The sequence below is a fragment of the Thermus islandicus DSM 21543 genome, from assembly GCF_000421625.1.
In the GTDB taxonomy this organism is placed as follows: domain Bacteria; phylum Deinococcota; class Deinococci; order Deinococcales; family Thermaceae; genus Thermus; species Thermus islandicus.
In genome coordinates this window covers 171,907-197,948 of sequence record NZ_ATXJ01000001.1, presented here as the reverse complement: position 1 = coordinate 197,948, position 26,042 = coordinate 171,907, and the positions used below count along the sequence as shown (strand labels likewise).

Below are 26,042 nucleotides of genomic sequence, written 5' to 3'. Positions count from 1 at the left end.
GCGATGTCCAAGGTGTGCGAGCTAAGCGGAAAGCGGCCCATCGTGGCCAACTCCATTGAGCGAAGGGGCAAGGCGAAGCGGGAAGGGGGCGTGGGCCGGAAGACCACGGGCATCTCCAAGCGCCGCCAGTACCCCAACCTGCAGAAGGTGCGGGTCAAGGTGGCGGGCCAGGAGGTCACCTTCCGCGTGGCCACGAGCCATATCCCTAAGCTTTACGAGCTTCTAGAGAGGGCTAAGGGCCTGAAGCTGGAAGGCCTTTCCGCCAAGGAGGTGAAGAAGGAGCTCCTGAAGCTTCTCTAGGTGGCAAAGAAGGGGGCCTGGGGAGGCAGGCCTCCCCAGGCCCCCCTTAGACTTGGGGTATGAACCCGAAGCCGGGGCACTACCTCCTCCTGGCCCTCGCCCTCTACGCCCTGGTGGTGACCTTCGGTTTCGCCGTGAGGGGCAGGCAGCTCGCCGCTCTGCGCCAAGAGGTGCGTCTTTGGGAAAAGAAGGCCGCCCTGGCCCCGGAGGGGTACCGGTTTCCCCTCCCCGGGGCCTGCCTGCCCTCCCGCCCCGAGGACCTGCCGAATGCCCCCCGTCCTTACCGCAAGGGGGTGAGCGCGGGCTTTGTCTTCCGGCCAGGGGAGGCCTGCGTCCCCGTGGTCCTGGGGACGGGCGTGGTGGCGGTGGCCTCAGGAGAGGTGGTCCGGGTGGACCAGGCCTACCAGGAGCCGGGCCCAGAGGCCTATAAGGCCCTGATGGAAAGGGTGAGGGGAGGGGCTTCCCCGGAGGACCTGGACCGCCTGAAGGGCCTCCAGGTTTGGATCCGCCACCCGGACGGGCGCACCTCCGTCTACGCCCACCTCGAGGCCCCCTACCGGGGCCTAAAGGTGGGGCAGCGGGTGGCCCGGGGGGACCCCGTGGGCTACGTGGGGCGCACGGGCCTTCAGGGCGGCCCACCCCGCCTCCTCCTGGAGATCTGGGAGGGGCCTCCAGGGCGCAGCCCCTTCCTCTTCCAGGGGCTCTCCCCAGACGAACTGTTGCGCAGGGCCCGGACCTTTTTCGGCTTAGAATAGGCCCCATGCGCCAGGCCTTCGTCCAGGTTTGGCAGAACCCCTACGTGCGGGTATTGGTCTACCTCCTCCTCTTCTACCTGGCCTACCTCTTTCTGGTTCGGGTCTGGCCCGCCCTTTCCGTCCTGCTCGCCGCCTTCGCCTTCGCCTACCTCGCCCATCCCGTGGTGCGCTTTCTGGAGGCGAGGAGGCTACCCCGGGTCCTGGGGGTGGCCCTGGTCTATGTGGGCCTTGGCCTCTTTTTGGGCCTGGCCTCCTTCCTCACCGCCCAGACGGTGCTGGAGCTTTCCCGCCTGGCCCAGGAGCTTCCCCGGCTCCTGGATCCTTTCCTGGCCTGGCTCGTGGGCCTTCCTGACCGGATCCGGGCCGTGCCCCTGCCGGAGAGCCTGAGGCCTATCCTGGGGGAGGTGAGCCGCAACCTGCAGGGCCTTTTGCAAAGCTTTCTGGAGACCTTGGTGCGCCTGGCGCAGGGGCTTCTCTCCCAGGGAGGGAACCTCCTCGGCTTCTTCGCCTCCCTGGTGGGCGGGGTCTTCCAGCTCCTCACGGCCTTGACGCTTTCCATCTACTTCCTCTACGACCTTCCCCGCCTGGGGCGGGCGGCCCTTTTGGCCTTTCCCGAGCCCTACCAGCCCCTGGTGGGGGAGCTTGCGGCCAAGCTGGACCGGAGCGTGGGCGGGTATGTCCGGGGCCAGCTCCTGGTAGCCCTCTTCGTGGGCACCTTCGTGGGGGTGGGGCTCTCCTTGGTGGGGGTGCCCCTGGCGGCGAGCCTGGGGTTTCTGGCCGGGGTCTTCAACCTCATCCCCTTCGTGGGCGTGATCGTCTCCGGGGTTCCCGCCCTCCTCCTGGCCGCCACCGGGGGCTGGCTGAAGGTGCTCCTCGCCTTCCTTGTCCTCTGGCTCGCCAACCAGCTGGAGGGCAACCTCCTGGGCCCCCTCATCGTGGGCCGGGCCACCAGGCTCCACCCGGTGACCGCCATCGCCGCCATCCTGGTGGGGGCAAGCCTCTTCGGCCTGTGGGGGGCCCTTCTGGGGGTGCCCGCCGCCGCCTTTTTTAAGCTTCTCTTAGAGGACTACTATCGGAGAAGCCGCTTCTACCGGGAGGGTTAGCCGGGGAGGTGGCCGCCTCGGACCAGGGCCTCCCGGAACCAGGCGGGCACCGCCTTGCCGAAGCGCCTTTCCGCAAAGGCCAGGGCGAAGGTCGCGAAGCATCCCTGCCGGATGGCGGCCCGGGCCCCCTCGAGGAGCCGGTGGAGGTAGCGGAGGTTGTGGAGGGAGAGGAGGATCCCCCCGAGCATCTCCCCCGCGCGGACCAGGTGGGCGAGGTAGGCCCGGCTATAGGTCCGGCAGGCGTAGCAGTCGCACCCCTCCTCCAAGGGCCCCTTGTCCTCCAGGAAGCGGGCGTTCTTCAGGTTGAGCCGCCCCTCCGGGACGAGGGCGCTCCCGAAGCGGCCCGTCCGGGTGGGGTAGACGCAGTCAAAGAGGTCCACCCCCAGGGCCACCGCCGCCACCAGGTCCTCGGGGTGGCCCACCCCCATGAGGTAGCGGGGGCGGCCTTCGGGGAGGAGGGCGGTGGAGAGGTCCACCATGGCGAACATGGCCTCCTTGGGCTCCCCCACGGCCAGGCCCCCGATGGCGTACCCCGGGAGGTCAAACCGGAGGGTCTCCAGGGTGGAGCGCCTCCTGAGCTCGGGGTCCGTTCCCCCCTGGGCGATGCCGAAGAGGGCCTGGTCGGCCCGGGTCTTGGCCTTGAGGCTTCGCTCCAGCCAGCGGAGGGTCCTTTCCAGGGAGGATTCCAGGTAATCCCGGGAGGAGGGGTAGGGGGGGCACTCGTCCAGGGCCATGATGAGGTCCGCTCCTAAGGCTTCCTGCACCTCCACGCTCCTTTCGGGGGTGAGCCTCACCAGGCTCCCGTCCAGGTGGCTCCGGAAGACCACCCCTTCCTCGTCCAGGCGGCGCAGGTGCCCGAGGCTCATCACCTGGAAGCCCCCCGAGTCCGTGAGCCAGGGGCCCTTCCAGCCCGCGAAGCCGTGGAGCCCCCCGAGGGCCTGGACCCTTTCGGGGCCAGGCCTCAAAAGGAGGTGGTAGGTGTTGGCGAGGAGGACCTGGCTCCCGATTTCTTTGAGGTCCCTGGGCAGGAGGCCCTTCACCGAGCCCTGGGTGCCCACGGGCATGAAGAGGGGGGTCTCCACCGCCCCGTGGGGGGTGAAAAGCCTTCCCACCCGGGCCCTTCCCGAGCGGGCCTCTATATGGAAGGAAAAGGGCAGCATACGGCCGGGGCCCAGGGTGGTCGCATCAGGCCTTCGGGGCAAAGCGGGCCTTGACGTAGGCCTCCACGAGGGCGAGGAACTCCTCGGCGATCCTCTCCCCCTTGAGGATGGCGAGGAGCTTCCCGTCGGCGTAAACGGGGGCCTTGGGCTCCTCCCCGGCGCCGGGGAGGGAGATGCCGATGTGGGCGTGCTTGCTCTCCCCGGGGCCGTTGACCACGCAGCCCATCACCGCCACCTTGAGCCCCTCCACCCCGGGGTAGCGGGCCCTCCACTCGGGGAGCCTGGCCTTGAGGTGGCGGTTCACCTCCTCCGCGAGCTCCTGGAAGAAGGTGCTGGTGGTGCGGCCGCACCCCGGGCAACTCGTCACCTCGGGGGCGAAGGTGCGAAGCCCCAGGGCCTGGAGGATCTCCTGGGCTACCTCCACCTCCTTGGTGCGGGGCTCGCCCGGGGCCGGGGTGAGGGAGACCCGGATCGTGTCCCCGATCCCCGCGAGCAGGAGGGGGGCAAGGGCGGCGGCCGAGGCCACAATCCCCTTCACCCCCATCCCGGCCTCGGTGAGGCCGAGGTGGAGGGGGGCTTGGGTCCTTCGGGCGAGCTCCTGGTAGACCCATACCAGGTCCTTCGGCTTGGACACCTTGGCCGAGAGGACGATCCTGTCCTCCCCAAGGCCCATCTCCAAAGCGGCCTCATAGGAGCGGACGGCGCTCTCCACCAGGGCCTCGAGGACCACCTCGTGGGCCTCCTTGGGCTCGGGGCGCCTGGCGTTTTGGTCCATGAGCTCGGTGAGGAGGGCGGGGTCCAGGCTTCCCCAGTTGGCCCCGATCCTTACGGGCTTGCCCAGGTCCATGGCGATCCGCACCATCTCGGCGAAGTTCTCGTCCTTGTGCCGCCCCCGGCCCAGGGTGCCCGGGTTGATGCGGAGCTTGTCCAGGGCCTCGGCCATCCGGGGGTGCTTGCGGAGGAGGAGGTGGCCGTTGAAGTGGAAGTCGCCCACCAGGGGCACCTCCACCCCTTCGGCGGAAAGCCTCTCCTTGATCTCGGGGACGGCCCGGGCCGCCTCCTCGTCGTTCACCGTGATGCGGACGATCTCGCTCCCCGCCCGGTGGAGCTCGAGGATCTGGGCTGTGGTGGCCTCCACCTCGCGGGTGGGGGTGTTGGTCATGGACTGCACGGCGACAGGGTGGCCGCCCCCGATGGGGACGCGGCCCACCCAGACCGTGGGGGTAGGTCGCCTCATCCCCTCCATGGTAGCCCATGGGGGAAGGAGGACCCTTGGGCAGGCCACGTTCCTGGCCGGGTCGTCCTGGTCACGCTCCGCAGGTAGAAGTCCAAGTTCTCCTGGGGGTTGCCGGCCACGAGCCCCAGGGCGCCCTCCACGGGGCGAAGGGGAGGGGAAAAGCTATCCCGCGCTTCCGGGCTCGACCCGGTGAACCGATGCCGGCCCTTCTCCTAGACCTCCATCCCCATGATGTGGTACCCGGCGTCCACGTAGATGACCTCCCCGGTGATGCCGCTTGCGAGGGGCGAGAGGAGGAAGAGGCCGAGGTTGCCCACCTCCTCCTGGGTCACGTTGCGCTTTAGGGGGGCGGTCTGCGCCACCCGATCGTACATCTTGGAAAAGCCGGGGATGCTCCGCGCCGCCACGGTGCGCACAGGGCCCGCAGAGATGGCGTTCACCCGCACCCCCTTGGGCCCGAGCTCAAAGGCCAGGTAGCGGACGCTGGCCTCGAGGGCCGCCTTGGCGATGGCCATCACGTTGTACTTGGGCACCACCTTCTCGCTGGCGTAGTAGGTGAGGGTGACGATCCCGCCCCCTTCCCGGAGGAGGGGCTCGGCCCTCTGGGCCACGGCCACCAGGGAATAGGCGGAGACCTCGAGGGCCAAAAGCCAGTCCTGGCGCCTGGTGTCTAGGTACCTCCCCTCCATGGCCTCCCGGGGGGCGAAGGCGATGGCGTGAACCAGGTAGTCCAGCTCCCCAAAGGCCTCCCTTACCCCGGCGAAGAGGGCGTCCAGCTCCCCGTCCCGGGTCACGTCCGCCTGGAAGAGGAGGGCCCCTCCCAGGGCCTCGGCGAGCTTCTCCGCCTCGGGGCGGAGCCTTTCCGCCTGGTAGCTTAGGGCCACCTCCGCCCCCGCCCGCTTGAGCTTCTCGGCGATGGCGAAGCCCAGGCTCCGCTGGTTGGTGACCCCCATGACCAGGGCCTTTTTGCCCGAGAGGTCCACGGTAAGCATGGGGGGATTATACCGAAGGTCCGAACACGGGAACGCCCTCCAAGGAGGCCGTTAGGGCCAGCCGCCCGTCCAGGGTGACCTCGGCCGCCACCAGAAGGGAAGCCAGTGGAAGGGCGTCCAGGGTCCTCAAGGGGTGGGCCTGGAGGAGGCGGAGGGCTTCCCGGCGCACCCTTTCTGCGGGGAGGACCTCGTGCCAGGCGGCCTTGCGCCTCCGAAGGCGCTTTAGGGCCAAGGCGGGGTCTTCGTCCTTAAGGACCCCTTCCCGCCTCCTCCGGCTCAGGGCCGAGGTGTCCCAGAACCTCATCCCTCCTCCCGTTCCTCCAGGAGGGCCTAGAGGACGTTTTTCTTAGGGGTAGGAAGGGGAAGGTCTTCCAGGTGGGGCCTTCCCCCGGCGGAGGAGACCCTGGCGCTCTAGCCGAAGGAGGGTCCCAGAGCCCAGGGCGGGGGAGAGGAGGGCCACGGGCATCCCCCGGTCCCGGATGAGGGCCTCCTTCCCGGCCTGCACCTGGCGGAGGAGCTCGGCGAGGCGGTTTTTGGCCTCGCTCACCAAGACGACCCGCATGGGCCCACTATAGCCAGGAAAAAAACGGCCTGGTTTACACTGAGACATGGTTCGGTTAGAGGACTACGGCACCTGGGAGGAGGCCCTGAGGCGGCTTGGGGAAACCCGTGAGGCCCTCCTCGCCCTGCTTCGGGAGGCGGACCCCGCTTGGCTTTTCGCTCCCCTCCGGGAGGGGGCCTGGACCCCCCTCATGGTGGCGGAGCACGTGGCCCTGGTGGAGGACTCCACCGCCCGGGTCCTGCGGCGCCTGAGGCGCCTTGCGGCGGGGGAGAGCCTGCCCCCCGTGCCCTTCGTCCCCGGGGAGGTCAAGGACGGCAAGCCCCAGGCCCCCGAGGGGGTGCGGCCCAAGGGAGGGCTTTCCCTGGAGGAGGTCCTGGCCTTCTTGGCCAAGGCCCGGGCCTTCCTCCTGGAGGAGGCGGCCAAGGCCGATCCCCAGCACCCCGCCACCTTCCCCCACCCCTTCTTCGGGGAGCTCACGGCCCTGGGGTGGGTACGGGCCGCCGCCTACCACGAGGCCCACCACCTGAGGGCCCTTCAGGCCTCCTTGGCCCGGTAGTGGGCAAGCCAGGCGTGGAGGCGCGCCGGGGACACCCCTCGGATGGCCTCCACCCTCCCCTCCCACTCCAGGACTACCCCGGCGGTGGGGCTTCCCAGGAGCTCGGCCACCCTTCGGGCCGCCGCCTCGTCCTTCCTGACGTCCACGAAGAGGTAAGGGATGCCCTGCTGGGCCAGGAACAACTTCACGATCTCGCAGGGGCCGCAGCCGGGGACGCCGTAAAGCCGCACCATACCCTACCAGGGTAGCAGAAGGGACGGCTCTAGGAGGGGTGCGCTAGGCTATACACCATGCGCCTGGCCGAGCGCCATCCCGAGGTGGACCTGGAAAGGCTTCTCCAGGGCTTCGTGCCCCCGCCCCGCTTCCGAAGCGCCACCTTTGCCGCCTACCGCCCCGATCCCCGCTATCCCTCCCAGGCCCTGGCCAAGGAGCGGCTGCGAAGCTGGGTAAGGGACCGTCCCCGGGGCCTCCTGCGCTCCCGGATGCCTGGGCCTCAGGGGATCTACCTGGACGGGGGCTTCGGGGTGGGCAAGACCCACCTCCTGGTGGCGGCCTACCTCGAGGCCCCTTCCCCCAAGGCCTTCCTCACCTTTGAGGAGCTCACCTACACCCTGGGGCTTCTCGGCCTCAAGGAGGGGGTCAGGCGGTTTTCCTCCCTCCGGTACCTCTTCCTGGACGAGTTTGAGCTGGACGACCCCGGCAACGCCCAGATGGTGACCCACTTCCTTTCCCTCGCCATGGACCGGGGCCTCCGGGTGGCCACCACCTCCAACACGCCGCCCGGCGCCCTGGGGGAGGGGCGGTTCAACGCTGAGCAGTTCCGGCACCAGATCCAAGGGCTCGCCCGCCGCTTCGCCGTGGAGCGGATAGAGGGGGAGGATTTCCGCCACCGCGACCCCGGAGGCCTCCCCGAGCCCTGGAGCGACGGGAAGCTTCTGGAGGCCTTTCACCAGGACCCGAGGCCCAAGACCCTGGACGCCTTTCCCGACCTCCTGGCCCACCTCCGCGCCCTCCACCCCATCCGCTACCGCTACCTCCTGGAAGGGGTGGAAGCGGTCTATCTAAGGGGACTGGAGCCCATACAGGACCAGAACGATGCCCTGCGCTTCGTACATTTTGTGGATCAGGTCTATAACCGCGGCCTGGCCCTCCGGGCCTCGGGGGTTTCCCTGGGGGCCCTCTTTCCCGAAGACTACCGCCATGGGGCCTTCGCCAAAAAGTACGGGCGGGCGCTTTCCCGCCTGGCGGAGCTTTTGGGGTAGTATGGGGGCATGGATCTGGCAGAACGGCTTTCCGAGCTGGCCCAGGCCCTCTCCCAGGCGAGCGCCGCCGTGGGGATCCTCGAGGCCATGGAGGAGGTGGTGGACGAGTACCGCGAGGGGGAGCTCTCCCTGAAGGAGGCCATGGAGGAGATCCAGGAACTTTTGGAGGAGTTCCAGGCGATTCGGGCCCTTTCCGAGATGTCCCCCGAGGAGATCGCGGCCCTGGCCCAGGAGGCCGAGGAGGAGGAGGAAGGGGGGCTCCGCTCCTAGGGGGCTCCGGTGAGGCTCTCCTTCGGGGCAGCGCTCGAGGCCGGGGGCGGGGGCCCGGGTCTGGCCTAGACCATGCCCTTCACCTGGCGCGACCTCCTGGACATCCTCCTCGTCACCGTCCTCTTTTACTACCTCTGGCGGCTCATCTCCGGTACCCGGGCCCTCAACCTGGTGCGGGGGGTTCTGGTCTACCTCCTGGTCTGGTTTCTCGCCAGCCTCCTCGGGCTTTCCACCCTGTCTTGGCTTCTCGGCAACGCCGCTACCCTGGGCGCCTTTGCCCTCATCGTGGTCTTCCAGCCGGAGCTTAGGGGCCTCTTGGAGCGCCTGGGACGGGCCCAGGGGCCAAGGGCCGCCTCCTTGGTCCTGGAAGAGCTCCTTTTGGGGATGGCCCGCCTGGCCGAGCGGCGCTACGGGGCCCTCATCGCCCTGGAGCGGCGCACCCCTTTGGGGGAGTACGCGGCCACCGGGGAGGTGGTGGAGGCCAGGCTTTCCGCCCGCCTCCTGGTGACCCTCTTCCATCCCGGGACCCCCCTGCACGATGGGGGGGCCATCCTCCGGGGCGACCGGCTCTTCGCCGCCGGCTGCGTCTTCCCCCTCTCCGAGGCCCACATGGGCCTGGGCACCCGGCACCGGGCGGCCCTGGGGCTTTCCGAGGTCTCCGATGCCCTGGTGATCGTGGTGAGCGAGGAAACGGGGGCCATCCGGGTGGCGGAGGGAGGGCGGCTTTCCCCGCCCCTCAGCCTCGAGGCCCTGCGGGAGAAGCTCAAGGGGTTGGCCCATGCGTGACTGGCCCGCCCTCCTCCTCTCCTTTTTGGTGGCCCTGGCCGCCTGGTACTCCCTAAGGGAAAGGACCCCGGTGGTGGAGAGGGCCCTGAGCGTACCCCTTCGGGTGGTGGGCCTGGGGCAGGACCAGGTGGCCGAGGGGGCGCCCAAGGAGGTCTTCCTGCGCCTCCGGGGGCCTGCCCCCCTGGTGGAGGGCACGCCCCCGGTTTCCGCCTACCTGGACCTCTCGGGAGCGGAAGGGGCCTTTAGCCGCGAGGTGCGGGTGGCCGTGCCCCAAGGGGTGGAGGTGCTGGAGGTGCGCCCTGCCCGGGTGGAGGGCCAGGTGGAAGCCCTGTTCACCCGCACCCTGCCCGTGGAGGTCCTCGCCCAGGGGGCCTGGGTGCGGACCGAGCCCGCCTTCGTGGAGGCCCGGGGGCCGAGGAGCCGGGTGGAGGAGGCGGTGGTGGCCCTGGGGCTGGACCTTGGGGGGGAGGCGGTGCCCCTCACCGCCTTTGGCCCCCAGGGGCCCCTTCCCGGGGTGGACCTTTCCCCCTCCCAGGTGCGGGTGGTGGCCCGGGAGGCCCCCCTTTTCCGCAAGGAGGTGCCCCTGGTGGTGAAGCCGCCCCCAGGGCTCAAGGTCCTGGACTACGCCCCGAGGAGGGTGGAGGTGGTGGGGCCTAGGGAGGCCCTGGAGGGCCTGGAGCGGGTGGAGGCTAGGCCCCAAGGGGGCTTCCGCCCGGGGGAGGTGGTGGGGCCTTGGGTCTTGGACCTGCCCCCGGGGGTGCGCCCTCTGGGCCAGGTTTTGGGAAGGGTGCGGCTTGGGCTAGAATAGATAGGATGATCCATCCCATCCGCCTCTACGGGGACCCGGTGCTACGGAGGAAGGCCCGCCCCGTCCAGGACTTCGCCGGGATCAAGCGGCTCGCCGAGGAGATGCTGGAGACCATGTTTGAGGCCCGAGGGGTGGGGTTGGCCGCCCCCCAGATCGGGCTTTCCCAGCGCGTCTTCGTGGCCGTGGAGTACGCGGACGAGCCCGAGGAGGAGGAGAGGCCGCTCCGGGACCTGGTGCGCCGGGTGTACGTGGTGGCGAACCCCGTGATCACCCACCGGGAGGGCCAGGTGGAAGGAATAGAGGGGTGCCTCTCCCTGCCTGGGCTCTACTCCGAGGAGGTGCCCCGCGCGGAGCGCCTCCGCGTGGCCTTCCAGGACGAGGAGGGGAGGCCTCGCACCCTGGAGCTGGAGGGGTACATGGCCCGCGTTTTCCAGCACGAGATAGACCACCTGGACGGGATCCTCTTCTTTGAGCGCCTCCCTGGGCCCAAGCGGGAGGCCTTCCTGGAGGAGAACCGAAAGGAGCTCGCCCGCCTCCAGAAGGAGGCCCGGGCCCGCCTCAAGGAGCTCGCCCGATGAGGGTGGCCTTCTTCGGCACCCCCGCCTGGTCGGTGCCCGTCCTCGAGGCCTTGCGCCGCCGCCACCAGGTGGTCCTGGTGGTGACCCAGCCCGATAAGCCCCAGGGAAGGGGCCTAAGGCCCGCCCCGAGCCCCGTGGCCCGGTACGCCTCGGACCACGGCCTTCCCCTCCTCAAGCCCGAGCGGCTCAAGGGCAACCGGGAGTTTCTGGAGGCTTTCCGCGCCGCTTCCCCGGAGGTGGCCGTCACCGCGGCCTACGGCAAGGTGCTGCCCAAGGAGGTGCTGGAGGTGCCCCCCTATGGCTTCCTCAACCTCCACCCCTCCCTCCTCCCCAAGTACCGGGGGCCGGCTCCCGTCCCCTGGGCGCTGATCCGCGGGGAGCGGGAGACGGGGGTTTCCATCATGAAGACCGAGGAGGGGCTGGACACCGGGCCCCTCTACGCCGTTTGGCGCACGGAGATCCTTCCCGAGGAGGACGCGGTGGCCCTCTCCGAGAGGCTCCGGGACAAGGGCATTGAGCTTCTCCTGGAGGTGCTGGAGAGGCTTCCCCACCTCGTCCCCGTCCCCCAGGAGGGGGAGGCCAGCTACGCCCCCCTCCTCACCAAGGAGGAGGGAAGGGTGCGCTTTGAGGAGAGCGCCGAGGCCATCTTTAACCGCCACCGGGGGGTCCAGCCCTGGCCCGGGAGCTACTTCTTCCACGGGGGAAGGCGGGTGAAGGCCCTCAGGATGCGGCCGGAGCCGGGGCGGGGAGCGCCTGGGGTGGTGCAGGCTGTGGACCGGGAAGGGGTCCTGGTGGGCACGGGGGAGGGACTCCTCCGCCTCCTCGAGGTCCAGCCCGAGGGCAGGCGCCCTATGCCCGCCGCCGACTGGGCCCGGGGGTACGGGGTGGGGCCGGGAACCCGCTTGGAGTAGCCCCCGCATCCGAGCCCAGGCACAAGGAAAGCCTCAGGAAGGGGGTCTCGGATACGTTGACCGGGGCCCCCATGCGGGTGCAAGCCCGCGTTGGGCCCCCAGCTCTGGCGCCAGAGCGGGGGGGCCTAGAACTCCTCGTCCCACTCCACGATGGTCTCGCTGGTGAGGGTGGAGGAGGGCCTTTCCTCCGTGGTGACTACCTCCGCCCCCCGCTCCTTGAGGAGGCCGAACTGGGCGGCGATGCCCCGGAGCCCTGCGGTGGCCAGGGCCACCACCAGGAAGGCGGAGAGCCCCCAGGCCAGGTAGGGCATCAGGGCCTGGGCCACGGAGAGGTTGGAGAGCACCCCCAGGGCGGGCAGGCCCCCGTACTCGGCCAGGATGGAGCCCATGTAGGAGAGCCCTTCGGTGACGATGGGAAGCACCAGGAAGAGGAAGGCGAGCCCCAGGAGGTTCCAGTACACGTTCCTGCCCCCGAAGGTGAGGCGGATCAGGTAGAGGGGAAAGAAGGCCAAGGCCGCGGCCAGGAGGAAGAAGATGGCCCGGGGCAGGCCCAGGAGGAAGAGCTGCACCTCCACCTGGAGGCCGTGCCAGGGCCCCAGGGTGCCCCCGAGGAGCCTTTCCTCCATCTCCTGGACCTCCCCCAGGAGGAGGGCGAAGTCCACGGTTCGCAGGCCCACCGCGTTTTGCATAAGGAGGAAGAGCCGGTCGGCGCGCTCGGCCAGGTCCGGGGCGTAAGCCCCCACCACCGGGTAGACCTTGAGGCGGAAGCGGCTGTAGGCGTAGGCCAGCTGGGCCCTTGAGCGCTCGTGCTGGCCGTTTTGCGTGTACAGCAGGGCTTGGGCCAGGCCGCTGCGCACCTCGTCCAGGAAGTCCAGCCAGTTCACCAGGCTGGGGATGGCCATGCGCTCCAGGGCCTCCCCCACGCGCCGGGCCACCTCGGGCTCGAGGCGGAGGAGGCTGGTCTCCTCCCGGAGCGCCTGGGGAAGGGGGGTTTCCGCCAGGGGGGTTCTGGGGGGAGGGGCCTGGGGGGTGGGGAGGGGCGCGCTCTGGGGTGCGGGGGGGTGGGGGGCGGGGGGGGGCGGGGGGGCGGCCTGGGCCGTGCTCCCCTTGAGGGCCTCTTTCCAGAGGCCCACCCTCTTCTCCAGCTCCTGAACCTGGGGGCGGAAGGCCTCCCCTCCGGATACCCTAGCCAGGGTCTGGACGAAATCCTGGGCCTTTAGGGTGCTCTGGGGGCTGTCCTGGACCACCAGGAACCGGGCGTAGGCCCGGGCCAGGGCCAGGTAGGCCTGCGGGCGGGAGGAGGCGGAGAGGGCCTGGGCCAGGTCCTGGGCCATAAGCTCCAGGTAGCGGCCCTCCAGGCGCCGCCTCGCCTCCTCGGGGGGAAGGCCTATCGCCTCCTGGACCTCCCCCTGCCCCAGGCCCGTGGCCCGGGCCAGGCGGGCGAGGTAGGCGGCCTTCTCCCCTTGCGGGGCCTGGAAGAAGCCGTCGTAGAGGGCCTTACCCAGGAGGTGGCGCACCAGGAGGAGGCGGGCCTCGAGGTCCGCCCGGCTCTTCCGCACCACCGCCTGGCGCGCCTCCTGGAGATTGCCCATGGCTGCGTCGCGGAGGACCGGGGGAAGGCCCTCCGCCTCCTGGCGCAAGAGGCCTTGGGCCTGGTCCAAGGCCGCCAGGGCCTGGGTGGGGTTGTCCAGGCGCACCTGGGCCAGGGCCCGCTCCAGGCGGTCGTACACCTGGGGTAGGGGTGCGGCCAGAGCCAAGCCGAAAAGCGCCGCCAGGAAAAGCCACCTCTTCATCCCTCCACCTCCTTCGCGTTCACTAGCCGCCTGAGCCCGTGCAGAAGGCGGCCCACGTTGATCTCCTTGTGCGCGGCGATCCCCACATACCCCTGGCCCAGGGCGCGCAGGGCCACCAGGCGCTCCCCAAAGACGGCGTAGAAGGTGCGGTACCCTTGCCGCCTCAGGAGGAGGTGGGCCGGGTCCAAGGAGACGGGCTCCCCGGCGAAGAGCTCCTCCCTGCCGCTTTCCCCGGCCACCACCACCCCGACCACCCCCTCGAGGCGGGCCAGGCGCTGGGCCAGGCGGGCCCGGAGGGCGGGGTCTTCCAGGTCTACGGCCTCCCAAAGGGCTGCCTCCTCCCCTTCCTCTTCCTCCTCGGGAGGGGCTTGGCTTCGCCTTTCCCGCACCCAGGCCTTGAGCTCGGGAGGCATCTCCCTGAAGGGAAGGAGCCGCCTCAGCTCGGGCCAGATCCCTTCCTCCACCAGCCTGGCCCAGTCCTCAGGCCGGGAGGGCCTCCCCAGGGTCAGGGCCCGGCGCACGAGGTTCTCCGCGGCCCGGGAAGAGACGTACTGGCTTAGGATTCGTAAAAGACTTTCTTCCATAGGGACCGATGGGGCTTGCCAATCTGCCCCTCAGAGTGTACCATAACCTCTGCCCGAGGGGTCGGGCATGCCCTGCTGGGGTGTCGTCTAAGGGTAGGACAGCGGACTCTGGATCCGCCGGTCGTGGTTCGAATCCACGCACCCCAGCCAAACTTTTGGCCCCATCGACTAGCGGTTAGGTCACCGCCCTTTCAAGGCGGCGGCGGGGGTTCGAATCCCCCTGGGGTCACCAAAGCGATCCGAGCCGCGTGCGGCCCCATCGTCTAGAGGCCTAGGACACGGCCCTCTCAAGGCCGAGACGGGGGTTCGAATCCCCCTGGGGTCACCAGGTGCGGCTCGGATTGCGTTTTTCCCCCTTGACGTCCCGTTCCCCTCGGGCCAGGCTAGGTGATATACCCCCTATCTGTATCCTGGGGGGTATCCTGGAGGGAGGAGGCGGCATGGACTTGACCCTAGGGGTTCGTTCGGGCGCAAGGCCGGAGGAGGAAGCCTACGACGTGGTCATCGTGGGTGGGGGGCCTGCCGGGCTCACCGCAGGGATCTATGCGGGCCGGGCCCAGCTCAAGACGATCATCCTGGAAAAGGGCCTTCCGGGTGGGCAGATCGCCCAGACGGAGGAGGTGGAAAACTACCCCGGTTTCCCCGAGGGGATCTCGGGCCCTGAGCTTGCGGCCCGCATGGTAGCCCAGGCCGAGAAGTTCGGGGCCCGGATCGTCATGGACGAGGTCTTGGGGCTAGAGAGGGCCGAAGGGGGTTTTCTGGTGCGGGGCTACGAGCGGAGCTACCGGGCCCGGGCGGTCATCCTCGCCACCGGGGCCAATCCCCGGAGGCTTGGGGTGCCTGGGGAGGACAAGTTTTACGGCCGGGGGGTTTCCACCTGCGCCACCTGCGACGGCTACTTCTTCCGGGACAAGGAGGTGGTGGTGGTGGGCGGGGGGGATGCCGCGGTGGAGGAGGGCCTTTTCCTCACCAAGTTCGCCCGCAAGGTGACCCTCGTCCACCGCCGGGACGAGCTTCGGGCCAACAAGGTGGCCCAAAGGCGGGCCTTCCAGAACCCCAAGATGCACTTCCTCTTCTCCCACATCGTCACCGAGATCCTGGGGGAGGACCAGGTGACGGGGGTCCGCCTTAAAAACCTGAAGACCGGGGAGGAGTACCTCTACCCCGCGGACGGCGTCTTCGTCTTCATCGGCCACGAGCCCAACACCGCCTTCCTCAAGGGGGTGGTGGAGCTCAGGCCCGATGGCTATATCGCCGTGCGGGACGAGGTCTTCACCTCGGTGCCCGGAATCTTCGCCGCGGGGGACGTGGCCGACCCCATTTACCGCCAGCTCACCACCAGCGTAGGGGCGGGGACCCGGGCGGCCATGATGGCGGAAAGGTACCTGGAGGAAACGCACCAGGCCGAGACCCCTAAGGCGGCGGGGTGATCGGGGCCTGGCCTCGCTGGACCGCTTCCCTGCTCGCCCTTCTTTACCTTCCCCTGGACGACCGTCCGCCCAGCTGGGCCCCCTGCGACTGGGGGTTGGTCCTCTGCCCGCCCCGGGAGGCCTACCGGGGACCGGAGGGGGCGGACCTTTCCCGGCTTCGCGCCTGGCTCCTTTCCAACCCGGGAGAGGGCCTAGTGGCTGCCCTGGACGCCCTAGCCTACGGAGGGCTACTTCAGAGCCGCCACCTTTCCCTGCCCCCGGAGGACGCCCTGGCCCGCCTGGGTCCCCTCCTTTCCTGGCGGGTGCGGTATGGCGGGAGGCTCTACCTCTTCGGGGTGGTGCCCCGCTGGGACACCACCCAAAGGGAACGGAACCTTCGGGTCCTGAAGGCCCTCTCCCCTTGGTCGGGGTTTCCTGAGGTGTATGTGGAAGCGGTATGGGACGACGCCCTAAGGGGCTCCCCCGCACCCCAGGAGGCGGCTTCCCTGCCCTATCCCAGCCGTCCCGGGGCCGATGAGGCGGGGCAGGTCCTCCTCCTCCGGGCCCTCAGGCCCGGGCTTCGGGTGGCGGTGGTCTACGAGACCCCTTCCCTGGCCGGGCGGGTAACCCCCTACGAGGGCCTCCCCTTGGGGGAAACCGCGGCCCGGCTCCTCTGGAGCGCCGCGGCCCGCCCCGCGGCCCTGGAGGAGGGGCCGGACCTGGTCCTCTACGCCTACGCGGGGGAGGACCCGAGGCAGGCCGCTTTGGACCTTCTCCGCCTCATGGCCCGCCACAGGGTGGCCTTGGCCGACCTCTCCCGGGTGAACCGGGGCGACCCTCGGCTCATGGCCTACCTCCAGGGCCTCGGCCTCTACGCCCGCCTCGCCGCCTACGCCGCCTGGGGCACCCCGGCCAACAACCTGGGCAGCGCCCTGGCCCAGGGGGGGCTTTTCCTGGGGAATGGGGAAGGGCGGCTTCTGCGGCTCGCCGAGGCCTACTTCCAGTACTGGTGGGGGGAGGTGGGGAGGCCCTACCTTCGGGCCCGCTACCCCGAGCCCCTGCCCCCGGGCGCCCAGGGGGTGGCCGCCCTCTGGGCTTACGCGGCGCTGGAGGGGAGGCGGCTTGACCTCGTCTCCCTCCGCTTTCCCTGGGGGCGGGCCTTTGAGGCCGAACCGCGCCTCGGCTTTGCCCCCGCGGACCGGGGGCCGTCCCTGGTACAATAGCCCGGTCATGGGTGCCGGGGCCCTGGAGCGGAAGCGCCTCGAGGCCTTGGCCCGGGCCTTCCGCCTGCTCGCCCCCCTGGAGCGCCGGGAGGAGGTCTATTGCAAGACCGTGGGGGTCCTGAAGGAGAGCACCCGGGCGGCTTCGGCCCTCCTCCTCCTCTACCGCCCGGAGGAGGACGTTTTGGAGCTGGTGGCCGCGGCGGGGCTTTCCGCCGAGAGGGTGGGTTTCCGCCTGAGCCGGGGCCAGGGGGTTTCCTGGCGCGTCCTGGAAGAGGGAAGGATGGTCTTCCTTCCCGACGTCCTCGCGGAGCCTTCTGCGGTGTTCCTGGAGAGCCGGCCCCGGCCCGGGGCCTACCTGGGGGTACCCCTTCGCGACCCCAAGGGACAGGTCTTGGGGGTGCTCTCCCTGGACACCGTGGGGGAAGCGGGGGAGATCCTCCCCGAGGAGGCCTTCCTGGCCCAGGCCCTGGCTGAGGCGGCGGGGATGGCCCTGGCCCGGATCGCCGCCTTGGAGGAGGCCCGCCTCGAGGCGGAGCGCCACAAGGCCCTCCTGGAGCTTTCCCTTTCCCTGGAGGCTTCCCGGGAGCCCCTGGGGATGGCCAGGGAGGCCCTGGAAACCCTGCTCCGCCTCACCCCCTACCACGGGGGGGCCCTCTACCGCTTCCGCAAGGGGGAGGTGCGCCCGGAGGTGATGGTGGGCCGCTACCCCAGGGGCCTCCCCCGCCTCTACCAGGCCCACCCCGTCCGCTTCGGCCAGGGGCTGCAAGGTAGCCCTTTCAGGGCTGACCTAGGCCACCCCGGCCTCTGGGAGGGGCCGGTCTACGTGGAGGACTACGCCCGCTTTCCCGGCGCCCTCAGGCCCTTCGTTGAACTCGGCCTCCGCTCCGCCCTCCTGGTTCCCTTAAGGCTCCGGGGCAGGCCGTACGGCGTGCTGGCCCTGGCCACCTTCGGGGAGAGGGTGCCCTACCGCAAGGGGGACGAGGACCTCCTCAAGGTGGTGGCCAAGAGGCTGGAGGAGGCCCTAGAGCGCCTCTTCCAGCTCCGTGCCCTCCGCCTCACCCGGGAGGCCGCCCTCAAGGCCCTTTCCCGGGTCTTGGAGTGCCGGGACCTGGAGACCAAGGGCCACACGGAGAGGGTGGCCGAGCTCGCCGTGCGCCTGGCCAAGGCCCTGGGCTTTCCCGACCTCGAGGGCCTGCGCCTGGGGGCCTACTTCCACGACCTGGGGAAGCTGGCCCTTCCCGACGAGGTGCTGAAGAAGCCCTCCGCCCTGGTCACCCGGGAGTGGCGCCTGGTCCAGACCCACCCCGAGGTGGGCCTGGAGATCCTCAAGGACCTCCCCTTCTTCCCCAAGACCGCCCTGAACGTGGTCCTCCACCACCACGAGCGCTGGGATGGCTCGGGCTACCCCAAGGGCCTCAAGGGGGAGGAGATCCCCCTCGAGGCCCGGATCTTCGCCGTGGCGGACGTCTGGGACGCCCTGGTCTCCGAGCGCCCCTACAAGCCCGCCTGGCCCCCCGAGAGGGCCCGGGAGGAGCTTCGGGCCCAGGCCGGCAAGGGCCTGGACCCGAGGCTGGTGGAGGTCTTTCTCCGCCTGGTCTAGGCCCTACTCCACCGTCACGCTCTTGGCCAGGTTCCGGGGCTGGTCCACGTCCCGCCCCAGGAGGACGGCGATCTCGTAGGCCAGAAGCTGCAGGGGCACCACGCTCACGATGGGAGCGAGGAGGGGGTGGACCTGGGGCACGTAGATCACCTCCTGGGCGAGCTTCCTTATCTCCTCGTCCCCCTCGGTGGCGATGGCGATCACCTTGCCGCCCCTCGCCCGCACCTCCTGGATGTTGGAAAGGGTCTTCTCGTAGAGGGGGCCTTGGGTGGCCAGGACCACCACGGGGAGGTGCTCGTCAATGAGGGCGATGGGCCCGTGCTTCATCTCCCCGGCGGGGTAGGCCTCGGCGTGGATGTAGCTGATCTCCTTGAGCTTCAGGGCCCCCTCGTAGGCGGTGGGGGTCTGGACGTGCCTTCCCAGGAAGAGGAAGTCCTGGGCCTGGTGGTACTTTTCGGCCACGTGGGCGATGAGGGGCCGCTTCTCCAGGACCTCCTCCACCAGGCGGGGCAGCTTGCGCATCTCCCGGATGAGGCCCCGGGAGGCCTCCCGATCCAAAACCCCCCGGGCCCGGCCGAAGCGCACGGCGAGGAGGGCCATGGCCGCCAGCATGGCCAGGTAGGCCTTGGTGGAGGCCACCCCGATCTCCGGCCCCGCGTGGATGTAGAGGACCTCCTCCACCTCCCGGGTGAGGCTGGAGCCCTTGGCGTTCACCACCCCAAGGGTCCTCGCCCCCTTGCGCCTGGCCTCCCTTAGGGCCTCGAGGGTGTCAATGGTCTCCCCGGACTGGCTGATGGCCAGGGCCAGGGTCTTCCCGTCCACCAGGGGATCGCGGTAGCGGTACTCGCTGGCCACGTCCCACTCGGTGGGGATGCGGGCCAGGGCCTCCAGGAGGTACTTCCCGTAGAGCCCGGCGTAGCTTGCGGTGCCGCAGGCGATCACCTGGACCCGCTCCACCTCCTTAGGGTCCAGGGCGAGGTCCAGGGCCACGTCCCCTTCCTCCTCCAGAAGGCGCCCTCCTAGGGTGCTCTCCAGGACCCAGGGCTGCTCGTGGATCTCCTTCAGCATGTAGTGGGGAAACCCCCCCTTCTCCGCGGCCTCGAGGGTCCAGTCCACCTCCACGGCCTCCCGGGCCACGGGGCGGCCCTGGAGGTCGGTGATCTCCACCCCTTCCCGGGTGATCCGGGCCACGTCCCCGTCGTGGAGGAAGATGACCCTTCGGGTGTAGGGGAGGAGGGCGGGCACGTCCGAGGCCAGGAAGTTCTCCCCCTCCCCCAGGCCGATGACCAGGGGACTCACCGTCCTCGCGGCCACGATCTCCTCGTGCCCGGCGTGGATCACGGCCACGGCGTAGGCCCCCCGCACCTCTTCCAAGGCCTCCCGCACCGCGAGGAAGAGGTCCCCCCGGTACTTCTCCTCCACCAGGTGGGCCAGGACCTCGCTGTCCGTCTCCGACCGGAAGCCGTGCCCTCGAGCCTTCAGGGCCTCCTTGAGCTCCAGGTAGTTCTCAAAGATCCCGTTGTGGATGAGGGTGATCCTGCCGTCCTCCGTGGCGTGGGGGTGGGCGTTCGGGTCCGTGGGGGCCCCGTGGGTGGCCCAGCGGGTGTGGCCGATCCCCAGGTTCCCGGAAAGCTCCACCCCCTTCAGGGCCTCCTCGAGGGCCGAGAGCTTCCCCGAGCGCTTGACCACCCTAAGCCCCTCCGGGGTCCGCACCGCCACCCCCGCGGAGTCGTACCCCCGGTACTCCAGCCGCCTAAGCCCGTCCAAGAGCACGTCCGTGGCCTTCCTAAACCCCACATAGCCCACAATGCCGCACATAAAACCCCCTCTCCGGGGGGCGGAAGCCCCCCTCGTCTGCCCTCCCCCTTGGTTGTCCCCCCCTCGCGGGGCGGGCTTTCCCTTGGGGGTCCTTAGGCGGGCGGGGCGGGCGCACCCCGGGCGGCATCCGCGGATCCTTCGATCTTTCCCGGCCCTCGCCGGTTATCCCCCTTTGGGGGTCCGCCACCTCGTGAGGCCAGAAGGCCCCCTGCGCTTCCCGCCTTCAGGGGCAAAAGCCCCAGGGGGAGTATAGGGGAAGCCTTCCGGGCTTGACAAGGCCCCGATGAGCCCTTTATGATACCTGCGGGCGCAAGGTCAAAGTGAGGGCCGTAGGTGGCCCGCTGGCCTTGCACCCGGGGCAGAAAGCGGAGAGGAAACGCGGAAACTCGTCCGCCCAAGCCCCAGACCTCCAAAGGAGGTGTAGGGAGCTATGAAGAAAAGGCTTGTCGTGCTACTGGCCGGGCTTTTGACCGTCCTCTCCTTGGGGTTCGGTCTAGCCCAGTTCTCCGACGTGCCCGCCGGGCACTGGGCCAAGGAGGCCGTGGAGGCCCTGGCGGCCAAGGGGCTCCTCCTCGGCTTCCCGGACGGCACCTTCCGGGGCAACGAGAACCTCACCCGCTACCAGGCGGCCCTCATCATCTACCGCCTCCTGCAGCAGATTGAGGAGGAGCTGAAGGCCAAGGGCACCTCCCCCACTATGCAGGCCCTCTCCCCCGAGGACCTCGAGGCCCTGAAGAACGCCGTGCAGGAGCTTGCGGCCGAGCTCGCCGCCTTGGGGGTTAGGGTCTCCGCCCTGGAGGACAGCGCCGCCACCAAGGAGGACATCGCCCGCCTGGAGAGCCTGATTGAGGAGCTGAAGGCCAAGCCGGCCGAGCCCGGCATGGACCAGGCCGCCCTCCAGGACCTCATGGACCGGGTGGAGGCCGCCTCCATCGCCGCGGACACCGCCCTGGCCCAGGCCCAGCAGCTCGCCGAGCAGCTCCAGGCCCTCTCCGAGGACGTGCAGGGGGTGAAGGGGGACGTGGCCGCCCTCTCCACCCAGGTGGAGGCCAACGCCCAGGCCATCCAGGCCCTGAACGAGCTCGCCGTCCTCCTCAACCAGGACGTCCTCTCCCTCCAGGACCGGGTGACCGCCCTGGAGAAGGGCCTCGCCGACCTCCAGGGGGTGAACTTTGGGGAGTTCGCCACCAAGGAGGACGTGGCCGCCGTCCAGGAGTTCGCCGCCGCCCTCCGCTCCGACCTCGTCTCCCTCTCCGAGAAGGTCTCCAAGCTGGAGTCCCAGGTGGCCGACCTCTCCAAGGTGCAGTACTCCATCAAGGGCTCCCTCTCCGTCACCTACGGCACCACCACTTCTACGGGCCTCGCCTTTGACGTTGACCGCCTTTTCCCGGGCAACGCTTTCTCCACAGGGGCCTTTGGTAACGCCTCCTCGCCCGTTCAGAAGGCAGACATCATCGCTGGACGGAACCTTTCTTATGGTGGTGCCTCCCTCACCTTCGGGGTGAAGAACAACGCCCCGGCGGCCCAAGGGGTGGCGGTGAGCGAGGCCAGCGCTACCCTCAACGTGGATGCGTTCACCGGTGCTTTGAGCAACGTGCCCCCCATCTACTTCGATGCCGCCAGCGTCAAGGGCTCGGTGGACGGCCAGCCCTTCAGCGTGGCCTACAGCCGGAGCAACAGCGCCTTCAAATTCAACGACTACCTCTTTGCCAACGACAACGACCCCGAGCCGGCCAACCCCCGCCAGGGTATGGTGGCCACCTTCTCCGCCACCAAGTTCCCCCTCTCCCCCAATGTGACCGTGGTGGCCGGGGTGGCTGCGGCGGGTGCGGATGGTAGCCCGGCGCTTAACGGGAACTACTTCGGTATCCGTACTGCCTTCAAGCCCTTCTCCGCCCTTAACCTGGCCCTGAACTACGCCACCAACCTGGGCAACAGGTCCGCCATCGGAGTGGACGGCGGGCTTGAGCTTGGTCCCTTGAGCCTCTCGGCCCTCTGGGTTTGTTCCCAGACTCCTGGAAGCCCGGTGGCCAACTGCTTCAATAATGCCCTTTCGGACTGGGCTTATTACGTTCAGGGCGAAACCAAGCTGGGTCCCGTCTCCCTCTCCGCCAACTACCACGCCGTGGACCCGCAGTACGCCGACGGCCAGGCAGGCATGTCGGAAAACGAGGACACTAACTACTATGGTTTGCTGAAGGCGGGCGCCCCTTACGGCGCCGACACCCGCGGCCTGGGCATCTCCGCCAGCGTCGGCTTTGGGCCCCTCTCCCTCAAGGGCTACGCGGAAAGCGAGACCACGTACGGTGGGGGACCTGGTACTTACGAAAGCGCTCTGGGCGCCGCCCTCACCCTGGGCTCCTTCCGGGGCTTCAGCCTCACCGGCTTCTACAACCGCTACTACAATAACGGCAACGGGTACTTTGACCTCAGCAACCCGGCCAACGCGGGCGGCAGCTACAACAACGTCTACTACTACCTGCCCGTCGACGAGAACCACGAGAACCAGAACTACTCCTCTAGCTTCGGCGTTCGGGTGGCCCATGACGGCGCGGCCCAGGACGCCCTGGTTCCCACCCTCAACCTCACCGCCCAGTACGTCAGCTTCTACATCCCCGGCTACACCGACATCCAGGTCTACGCCAACCTGGCCAAGCCCTTCAAGCTGGCCCTTCTGAGCCTCTCCCCGGGCTTCCGCTACCACAGCTTCACGGGTCCCGCGGCACCAACCGGCGATTACACCACCCTGAAGGCCGGGGTGCAGGTTTCCACCGATCCCATCCTCTTCGGCCTCAGCCTGGACAGTGCTGTTTCTTACCGGAAGACGGACTACGTAGGGAACTCCACTGCGGGCGGCGGGGTTAACACCCCCACCACCACCTACGAGCTCTACTACCGATTTGGCATCAAGATCAGCGACTTCCTGGCCCCCAAGGTGAACGTGAGCGCGGCCTACGCCCACTACGAGGGGGATAAGCTGGTGGTTGGTGGGCTGCCCACGGTGGGCTCGGGCAACCAGGCCTTCAACTTTGCCCGTGACCGGGTCTACCGCTCCCCCGACCCCATCTTGGGGCCTTGGGCGGCTACCCCGGGCACCCAGTCCGGCCTGGTGGAGGGCTTCTACCTGCAGGCGGACTACTACAACCTCAGCGTGGCCTACGGGGAGTTCGTGCTCACGGACCTCGCCCGCACGCCTGCGAACACCTCCTACGGCCGGGGCTTCAAGATCAGCTACACCGTCAAGTTCTAGGCGCTCTCGCCCTGCCCCCCGCCCCAAAGGGGCGGGGGGCTTTTTCCACCCCAGTCAAGGCCGGGCGGGGGCCCTATACTCTAAAGGATGAGCTTCCGCTACCGGGGGCCAGCGCCCAAGGGGGACCAGCCGAGGGCCATCGCCGAGCTGGTGGAGGCCCTGAAGGCGGGGGAGCGCTACGTGACCCTCCTTGGGGCCACGGGCACGGGGAAGACGGTGACGGTGGCCCGGGTCATAGAGGCCCTGGGGCGGCCCGCCTTGGTCCTCGCCCCCAACAAGATCCTGGCGGCCCAGCTTGCGGCGGAGTTTCGGGAGCTCTTTCCGGAGAACGCCGTGGAGTACTTCATCAGCTACTACGACTACTACCAGCCCGAGGCCTACGTGCCGGGGAAGGACCTCTACATAGAGAAGGACGCCAGCATCAACCCGGAGATTGAGCGCCTAAGGCACTCCACCACCCGAAGCCTCCTCACCCGGCGGGACGTGATCGTGGTGGCCTCGGTCTCGGCCATCTACGGCCTTGGGGACCCGAGGGAGTATCGGGCGAGGAACCTGGTGGTGGAAAGGGGGAAGCCCTACCCCCGGGAGGCCCTTCTGGGGCGGCTTCTTGAGCTCGGCTACGAGCGGAACGAGATAGACCTCGCCCCGGGGCGCTTCCGGGCCAGGGGGGAGGTGCTGGAGATCTTCCCCGCCTACGAGACGGAGCCCCTCCGGGTGGAGCTCTTTGGGGACGAGGTGGAGCGCATCCTCCAGGTCCACCCCATCACGGGGGAAAGGCTTCGCGAGCTTCCCGGCTTCGTCCTCTTCCCCGCCACCCACTACCTAAGCCCGGAGGGGCTAGAGGAGATCCTGAAGGAGATAGAGAAGGAGCTCTGGGAGAGGGTCCGCTACTTTGAGGAGCGGGGGGAGGTCCTCTATGCGGCGCGCCTCAAGGAGCGCACCCTCTACGACCTGGAGATGCTCCGGGTCATGGGCACCTGCCCGGGGGTGGAGAACTACGCCCGCTACTTCACGGGGAAGGCCCCCGGGGAGCCCCCCTACACCCTTCTGGACTACTTCCCCGAGGACTTCCTGGTCTTCCTGGACGAGTCTCACGTGACCGTGCCCCAGCTTCAGGGGATGTACCGGGGGGACTACGTGAGGAAGAAGACCCTGGTGGACTACGGCTTCCGCCTGCCTTCGGCCCTGGACAACCGCCCCCTTCGCTTTGAGGAGTTTCTGGAGCGGGTGAGCCAGGTGGTCTTCGTCTCCGCCACCCCGGGGCCCTTTGAGCTGGAACATTCGGGCCGCGTGGTGGAGCAGATCATCCGGCCCACGGGGCTTTTGGACCCCCTGGTGCGGGTCAAGCCCACGGAGAACCAGATCCTGGACCTCATGGAGGGGATAAGGGAGAGAGCCAGCCGGGGCGAGCGCACCCTGGTCACCGTGCTCACCGTGCGCATGGCCGAGGAGCTCACGAGCTTCCTGGTGGAGCACGGGATACGGGCGCGCTACCTCCACCACGAGCTGGACGCCTTTGAGCGCCAGGCCCTGGTGAGGGACCTCCGCTTGGGCCACTACGACTGCCTGGTGGGGATCAACCTCCTCAGGGAGGGCCTGGACCTTCCCGAGGTGAGCCTGGTGGCCATCCTGGACGCGGACAAGGAGGGGTTTTTGAGGAGCGAACGGAGCCTCATCCAGACCATCGGCCGGGCGGCGCGGAACGCCCGGGGGGAGGTCTGGCTCTACGCCGACCAGGTGTCCGAGGCCATGCGGAAGGCCATAGAGGAGACGAACCGGAGGCGGGCGATCCAGGAGGCCTATAACCAGGAGCACGGCATCACCCCCAAGACGGTGCGGAAGGAGGTGCGGGCGGTGATCCGGCCCGAGGGGTACGGGGAGGCCCCCCTCGAGGCCGACCTCTCCGGGGAGGACCTGAAAGCGCGCCTCGCGGAGCTGGAGCTCGCCATGTGGCAGGCGGCGGAGGCCTTGGATTTTGAAAGGGCCGCGAGGCTTAGGGACGAGATCCGGGCCCTCGAGGCCCGCCTCCAGGGGCTAAAACCCCCCGAGCCCATTCCCGGAAGCCGGAGGAAGCGGCGGAGGCGCTGATTTAAGCCAGCAGGAGGACGGGGCGCTCCAGGTAGAGGGCGACCCGGTCCAGGAGTTTCCGGGCCAGGGAGGCCTCGAGGCCCGAGGCGGCGAGCACCCCCTCCGGGGAGAGGAAGAGGCTCGGGCGGCCGGTGTGGACCTCTTCCTCCCCGTAGAAGCAGAGGAGGCCCTCCCCCTCCTCCCCGTCCTCCTCCCGGAAGAGGGCGAGGAAGCCCCTGGCGGGCTTTAGGCCCCGCACCCCTTCCCCTTCCCTCCGGCCCAACAGGGCGGGGTAGGGGAGCGCCAGCTCCCCAAGGGCCTTTTCCGCCGCCCGCAGGAGGAAGGGGAGGGGGGTCTTGGCCACCCCATAGGCCTCCTGGAAGGCGGCGAGGGCCGCCTCCAGACCGGCCAGATCCACCCGCTTGCGGAGGACGAGAACCCTTAGGGCGGGCGCGGGGGCCGTCCCTGGCAGGAGGCCCAGGTTGGCCTCCTGCTGAAAGGCGGCGGGCGGCCCCTCTTCTTTGGCGAGGGGGGCTTCCTCCTCCCAGGCCTCCAGGGGTTCAGGGGCCTCCTCGGCTGGGGCTTCGGCCTTCAGGAGGTCCTCCTCCCAGGCCTCCAGGGGTTCGGGGGCTTCCTCCTCGGGGAGGAGCAGGGCCTCCTCTTCCTCCGAGAGGTCCACCTCGAGGAAGTCCAGCTCCAGCTCCTCCTCCGCCACCTCCTCCACCTGGAGGGTGGGGGCCTTGGGGGCTTCGGGGATAAGGTCGGCCAGGTCCACCCCCTCCCGGCCCAAGGCCTCCTGGGCCCGCTTGAGCTCCTCCTCGGGGGGGAGGGGCGGGGGGGTCTCCGGCACGGGGGGCAGGTCCACCTCCCCCGCCATCACCTTGGCCAGGAAGGCCAGGATGTCCCGCTCCACGATGGTGCCGTCCGGGCCCGTGCCCTTAAGCCTCCGCCAGTCAATGCCGTTTTCCTCGGCAAGCCTTCGGGCCAGGGGCGTGATCCTGGGTTCTTCCATCTTGGC

The 26,042-nt window shown here is 69.3% G+C and carries 25 protein-coding genes and 3 tRNA genes; 18 read left to right on the top strand and 10 right to left on the bottom strand.

Features of this window, described 5'->3' with window-relative positions; translation table 11 throughout:
• Positions 1-3 precede the first annotated feature (3 nt).
• From rpmB to H531_RS0101030, 3 genes are read left to right on the top strand one after another with little or no spacing between them, the layout of a single operon-like run.
• The gene (rpmB, locus tag H531_RS0101040; protein WP_022797510.1) at positions 4-300 is read left to right on the top strand and encodes a 50S ribosomal protein L28; all 297 of its coding nucleotides are present in this window, start codon (positions 4-6) and stop codon (positions 298-300) included.
• A 59-nt stretch (positions 301-359) separates the two neighbouring features.
• Positions 360-1,055, top strand: a complete 696-nt coding sequence (locus tag H531_RS0101035) for a M23 family metallopeptidase (RefSeq protein WP_022797509.1) — start codon at positions 360-362, stop codon at positions 1,053-1,055.
• A gap of 5 nt (positions 1,056-1,060) precedes the next feature.
• Positions 1,061-2,158, top strand: coding sequence for an AI-2E family transporter (locus H531_RS0101030; protein WP_022797508.1), 1,098 nt, complete (start codon positions 1,061-1,063; stop codon positions 2,156-2,158).
• Here the strand turns inward: H531_RS0101030 and tgt are convergent.
• The 5 genes from tgt to H531_RS13385 all read right to left on the bottom strand — a co-directional run bounded on the left by tgt (position 2,155) and on the right by H531_RS13385 (position 6,109).
• The gene (gene tgt / locus H531_RS0101025; protein WP_022797507.1) at positions 2,155-3,318 is read right to left on the bottom strand and encodes a tRNA guanosine(34) transglycosylase Tgt; all 1,164 of its coding nucleotides are present in this window, start codon (positions 3,316-3,318) and stop codon (positions 2,155-2,157) included. The two genes, H531_RS0101030 and tgt, sit on opposite strands and share 4 nt — an antisense overlap.
• Before the next feature lie 25 nt (positions 3,319-3,343).
• Positions 3,344-4,564 carry a flavodoxin-dependent (E)-4-hydroxy-3-methylbut-2-enyl-diphosphate synthase gene (gene ispG / locus H531_RS0101020; RefSeq protein ID WP_022797506.1) on the bottom strand — a complete coding sequence of 407 codons (1,221 nt, stop codon included), beginning with the start codon at positions 4,562-4,564 and terminating at the stop codon, positions 3,344-3,346.
• A 203-nt stretch (positions 4,565-4,767) separates the two neighbouring features.
• Positions 4,768-5,547 (bottom strand): enoyl-ACP reductase FabI, encoded by a 780-nt coding sequence (locus H531_RS0101015; protein ID WP_022797505.1) that lies wholly within the window; start codon positions 5,545-5,547, stop codon positions 4,768-4,770.
• A 7-nt stretch (positions 5,548-5,554) separates the two neighbouring features.
• Complete coding sequence (locus tag H531_RS12570; protein WP_169562191.1) at positions 5,555-5,851, bottom strand: type II toxin-antitoxin system VapC family toxin; 297 nt, start codon at positions 5,849-5,851, stop codon at positions 5,555-5,557.
• Between the two features lie 42 nt (positions 5,852-5,893).
• Positions 5,894-6,109 carry a type II toxin-antitoxin system Phd/YefM family antitoxin gene (locus H531_RS13385; protein WP_156860426.1) on the bottom strand — a complete coding sequence of 72 codons (216 nt, stop codon included), beginning with the start codon at positions 6,107-6,109 and terminating at the stop codon, positions 5,894-5,896.
• Between the two features lie 46 nt (positions 6,110-6,155).
• Between H531_RS13385 and H531_RS0101000 the strand changes: the two genes are divergently transcribed.
• Complete coding sequence (locus tag H531_RS0101000) at positions 6,156-6,665, top strand: DinB family protein (protein ID WP_022797504.1); 510 nt, start codon at positions 6,156-6,158, stop codon at positions 6,663-6,665.
• Here H531_RS0101000 and H531_RS0100995 read toward each other — a convergent pair.
• Positions 6,644-6,898 carry a glutaredoxin family protein gene (locus H531_RS0100995; RefSeq protein ID WP_022797503.1) on the bottom strand — a complete coding sequence of 85 codons (255 nt, stop codon included), beginning with the start codon at positions 6,896-6,898 and terminating at the stop codon, positions 6,644-6,646. The genes H531_RS0101000 and H531_RS0100995 overlap by 22 nt on opposite strands.
• Before the next feature lie 57 nt (positions 6,899-6,955).
• On the opposite strand from H531_RS0100995, the gene zapE reads away from it, so the two are divergent.
• The 6 genes from zapE to fmt all read left to right on the top strand — a co-directional run bounded on the left by zapE (position 6,956) and on the right by fmt (position 11,280).
• A complete protein-coding gene (gene zapE, locus H531_RS0100990; RefSeq protein WP_022797502.1) occupies positions 6,956-7,927 on the top strand; it encodes an AFG1/ZapE family ATPase in 972 nt (323 codons plus the stop codon).
• A gap of 9 nt (positions 7,928-7,936) precedes the next feature.
• Entirely contained in the window at positions 7,937-8,197 is a 261-nt protein-coding gene (locus tag H531_RS0100985; RefSeq protein ID WP_022797501.1) for a hypothetical protein, read from the top strand.
• A gap of 72 nt (positions 8,198-8,269) precedes the next feature.
• A complete protein-coding gene (cdaA, locus tag H531_RS0100980) occupies positions 8,270-8,983 on the top strand; it encodes a diadenylate cyclase CdaA (RefSeq protein ID WP_022797500.1) in 714 nt (237 codons plus the stop codon).
• Positions 8,976-9,791 (top strand): CdaR family protein, encoded by an 816-nt coding sequence (locus H531_RS0100975; protein WP_022797499.1) that lies wholly within the window; start codon positions 8,976-8,978, stop codon positions 9,789-9,791. The genes cdaA and H531_RS0100975 overlap by 8 nt, the downstream gene beginning before the upstream one ends.
• Positions 9,792-9,796: 5 nt before the next feature.
• On the top strand, positions 9,797-10,369 hold the full coding sequence (gene def, locus H531_RS0100970) for a peptide deformylase (RefSeq protein WP_022797498.1): 573 nt from the start codon (positions 9,797-9,799) through the stop codon (positions 10,367-10,369).
• Positions 10,366-11,280 (top strand): methionyl-tRNA formyltransferase, encoded by a 915-nt coding sequence (fmt, locus tag H531_RS0100965; protein WP_022797497.1) that lies wholly within the window; start codon positions 10,366-10,368, stop codon positions 11,278-11,280. The genes def and fmt overlap by 4 nt, the downstream gene beginning before the upstream one ends.
• A gap of 125 nt (positions 11,281-11,405) precedes the next feature.
• On the opposite strand, the gene H531_RS0100960 is transcribed toward fmt, so the two are convergent.
• Positions 11,406-13,073 (bottom strand): hypothetical protein, encoded by a 1,668-nt coding sequence (locus H531_RS0100960; protein WP_022797496.1) that lies wholly within the window; start codon positions 13,071-13,073, stop codon positions 11,406-11,408.
• The gene (locus tag H531_RS0100955; protein WP_022797495.1) at positions 13,070-13,657 is read right to left on the bottom strand and encodes a hypothetical protein; all 588 of its coding nucleotides are present in this window, start codon (positions 13,655-13,657) and stop codon (positions 13,070-13,072) included. Before H531_RS0100955 ends, H531_RS0100960 begins: the two co-directional genes overlap by 4 nt.
• Before the next feature lie 76 nt (positions 13,658-13,733).
• On the opposite strand from H531_RS0100955, the gene H531_RS0100950 reads away from it, so the two are divergent.
• The 6 genes from H531_RS0100950 to H531_RS0100925 all read left to right on the top strand — a co-directional run bounded on the left by H531_RS0100950 (position 13,734) and on the right by H531_RS0100925 (position 17,889).
• A tRNA-Gln gene (locus H531_RS0100950) sits at positions 13,734-13,807 on the top strand.
• 7 nt (positions 13,808-13,814) lie between these two features.
• Positions 13,815-13,889, top strand: a tRNA-Glu gene (locus H531_RS0100945).
• A gap of 20 nt (positions 13,890-13,909) precedes the next feature.
• Positions 13,910-13,985: transfer RNA gene (locus H531_RS0100940), tRNA-Glu, on the top strand.
• 112 nt (positions 13,986-14,097) lie between these two features.
• Entirely contained in the window at positions 14,098-15,087 is a 990-nt protein-coding gene (trxB, locus tag H531_RS0100935) for a thioredoxin-disulfide reductase (RefSeq protein ID WP_022797494.1), read from the top strand.
• Positions 15,084-16,289 carry a DUF4127 family protein gene (locus H531_RS0100930; RefSeq protein WP_022797493.1) on the top strand — a complete coding sequence of 402 codons (1,206 nt, stop codon included), beginning with the start codon at positions 15,084-15,086 and terminating at the stop codon, positions 16,287-16,289. Before trxB ends, H531_RS0100930 begins: the two co-directional genes overlap by 4 nt.
• Before the next feature lie 7 nt (positions 16,290-16,296).
• Positions 16,297-17,889, top strand: a complete 1,593-nt coding sequence (locus H531_RS0100925; RefSeq protein ID WP_022797492.1) for an HD domain-containing phosphohydrolase — start codon at positions 16,297-16,299, stop codon at positions 17,887-17,889.
• A gap of 3 nt (positions 17,890-17,892) precedes the next feature.
• On the opposite strand, the gene glmS is transcribed toward H531_RS0100925, so the two are convergent.
• The gene (gene glmS, locus H531_RS0100920) at positions 17,893-19,707 is read right to left on the bottom strand and encodes a glutamine--fructose-6-phosphate transaminase (isomerizing) (RefSeq protein ID WP_022797491.1); all 1,815 of its coding nucleotides are present in this window, start codon (positions 19,705-19,707) and stop codon (positions 17,893-17,895) included.
• Positions 19,708-20,137: 430 nt separating this feature from the next.
• Between glmS and H531_RS0100915 the strand changes: the two genes are divergently transcribed.
• Positions 20,138-22,957, top strand: coding sequence for an S-layer homology domain-containing protein (locus tag H531_RS0100915; protein ID WP_022797490.1), 2,820 nt, complete (start codon positions 20,138-20,140; stop codon positions 22,955-22,957).
• An 87-nt stretch (positions 22,958-23,044) separates the two neighbouring features.
• Positions 23,045-25,045, top strand: a complete 2,001-nt coding sequence (gene uvrB, locus H531_RS0100910) for an excinuclease ABC subunit UvrB (protein ID WP_022797489.1) — start codon at positions 23,045-23,047, stop codon at positions 25,043-25,045.
• Position 25,046: 1 nt separating this feature from the next.
• On the opposite strand, the gene H531_RS0100905 is transcribed toward uvrB, so the two are convergent.
• Positions 25,047-26,036, bottom strand: a complete 990-nt coding sequence (locus H531_RS0100905; protein ID WP_022797488.1) for an E3 binding domain-containing protein — start codon at positions 26,034-26,036, stop codon at positions 25,047-25,049.
• Positions 26,037-26,042 lie beyond the last annotated feature (6 nt).

Coding starts and splice junctions, on each gene's coding strand:
- rpmB (WP_022797510.1), top strand. CDS start 4: ATGTCCAAGGTGTGCGAGCTAAGCGGAAAGCGGCCCATCGTGGCCAAC.
- H531_RS0101035 (WP_022797509.1), top strand. CDS start 360: ATGAACCCGAAGCCGGGGCACTACCTCCTCCTGGCCCTCGCCCTCTAC.
- H531_RS0101030 (WP_022797508.1), top strand. CDS start 1,061: ATGCGCCAGGCCTTCGTCCAGGTTTGGCAGAACCCCTACGTGCGGGTA.
- tgt (WP_022797507.1), bottom strand. CDS start 3,318: ATGCTGCCCTTTTCCTTCCATATAGAGGCCCGCTCGGGAAGGGCCCGG.
- ispG (WP_022797506.1), bottom strand. CDS start 4,564: ATGGAGGGGATGAGGCGACCTACCCCCACGGTCTGGGTGGGCCGCGTC.
- H531_RS0101015 (WP_022797505.1), bottom strand. CDS start 5,547: ATGCTTACCGTGGACCTCTCGGGCAAAAAGGCCCTGGTCATGGGGGTC.
- H531_RS12570 (WP_169562191.1), bottom strand. CDS start 5,851: ATGAGGTTCTGGGACACCTCGGCCCTGAGCCGGAGGAGGCGGGAAGGG.
- H531_RS13385 (WP_156860426.1), bottom strand. CDS start 6,109: ATGCGGGTCGTCTTGGTGAGCGAGGCCAAAAACCGCCTCGCCGAGCTC.
- H531_RS0101000 (WP_022797504.1), top strand. CDS start 6,156: ATGGTTCGGTTAGAGGACTACGGCACCTGGGAGGAGGCCCTGAGGCGG.
- H531_RS0100995 (WP_022797503.1), bottom strand. CDS start 6,898: ATGGTGCGGCTTTACGGCGTCCCCGGCTGCGGCCCCTGCGAGATCGTG.
- zapE (WP_022797502.1), top strand. CDS start 6,956: ATGCGCCTGGCCGAGCGCCATCCCGAGGTGGACCTGGAAAGGCTTCTC.
- H531_RS0100985 (WP_022797501.1), top strand. CDS start 7,937: ATGGATCTGGCAGAACGGCTTTCCGAGCTGGCCCAGGCCCTCTCCCAG.
- cdaA (WP_022797500.1), top strand. CDS start 8,270: ATGCCCTTCACCTGGCGCGACCTCCTGGACATCCTCCTCGTCACCGTC.
- H531_RS0100975 (WP_022797499.1), top strand. CDS start 8,976: ATGCGTGACTGGCCCGCCCTCCTCCTCTCCTTTTTGGTGGCCCTGGCC.
- def (WP_022797498.1), top strand. CDS start 9,797: ATGATCCATCCCATCCGCCTCTACGGGGACCCGGTGCTACGGAGGAAG.
- fmt (WP_022797497.1), top strand. CDS start 10,366: ATGAGGGTGGCCTTCTTCGGCACCCCCGCCTGGTCGGTGCCCGTCCTC.
- H531_RS0100960 (WP_022797496.1), bottom strand. CDS start 13,073: ATGAAGAGGTGGCTTTTCCTGGCGGCGCTTTTCGGCTTGGCTCTGGCC.
- H531_RS0100955 (WP_022797495.1), bottom strand. CDS start 13,657: ATGGAAGAAAGTCTTTTACGAATCCTAAGCCAGTACGTCTCTTCCCGG.
- trxB (WP_022797494.1), top strand. CDS start 14,098: ATGGACTTGACCCTAGGGGTTCGTTCGGGCGCAAGGCCGGAGGAGGAA.
- H531_RS0100925 (WP_022797492.1), top strand. CDS start 16,297: ATGGGTGCCGGGGCCCTGGAGCGGAAGCGCCTCGAGGCCTTGGCCCGG.
- glmS (WP_022797491.1), bottom strand. CDS start 19,707: ATGTGCGGCATTGTGGGCTATGTGGGGTTTAGGAAGGCCACGGACGTG.
- H531_RS0100915 (WP_022797490.1), top strand. CDS start 20,138: ATGAAGAAAAGGCTTGTCGTGCTACTGGCCGGGCTTTTGACCGTCCTC.
- uvrB (WP_022797489.1), top strand. CDS start 23,045: ATGAGCTTCCGCTACCGGGGGCCAGCGCCCAAGGGGGACCAGCCGAGG.
- H531_RS0100905 (WP_022797488.1), bottom strand. CDS start 26,036: ATGGAAGAACCCAGGATCACGCCCCTGGCCCGAAGGCTTGCCGAGGAA.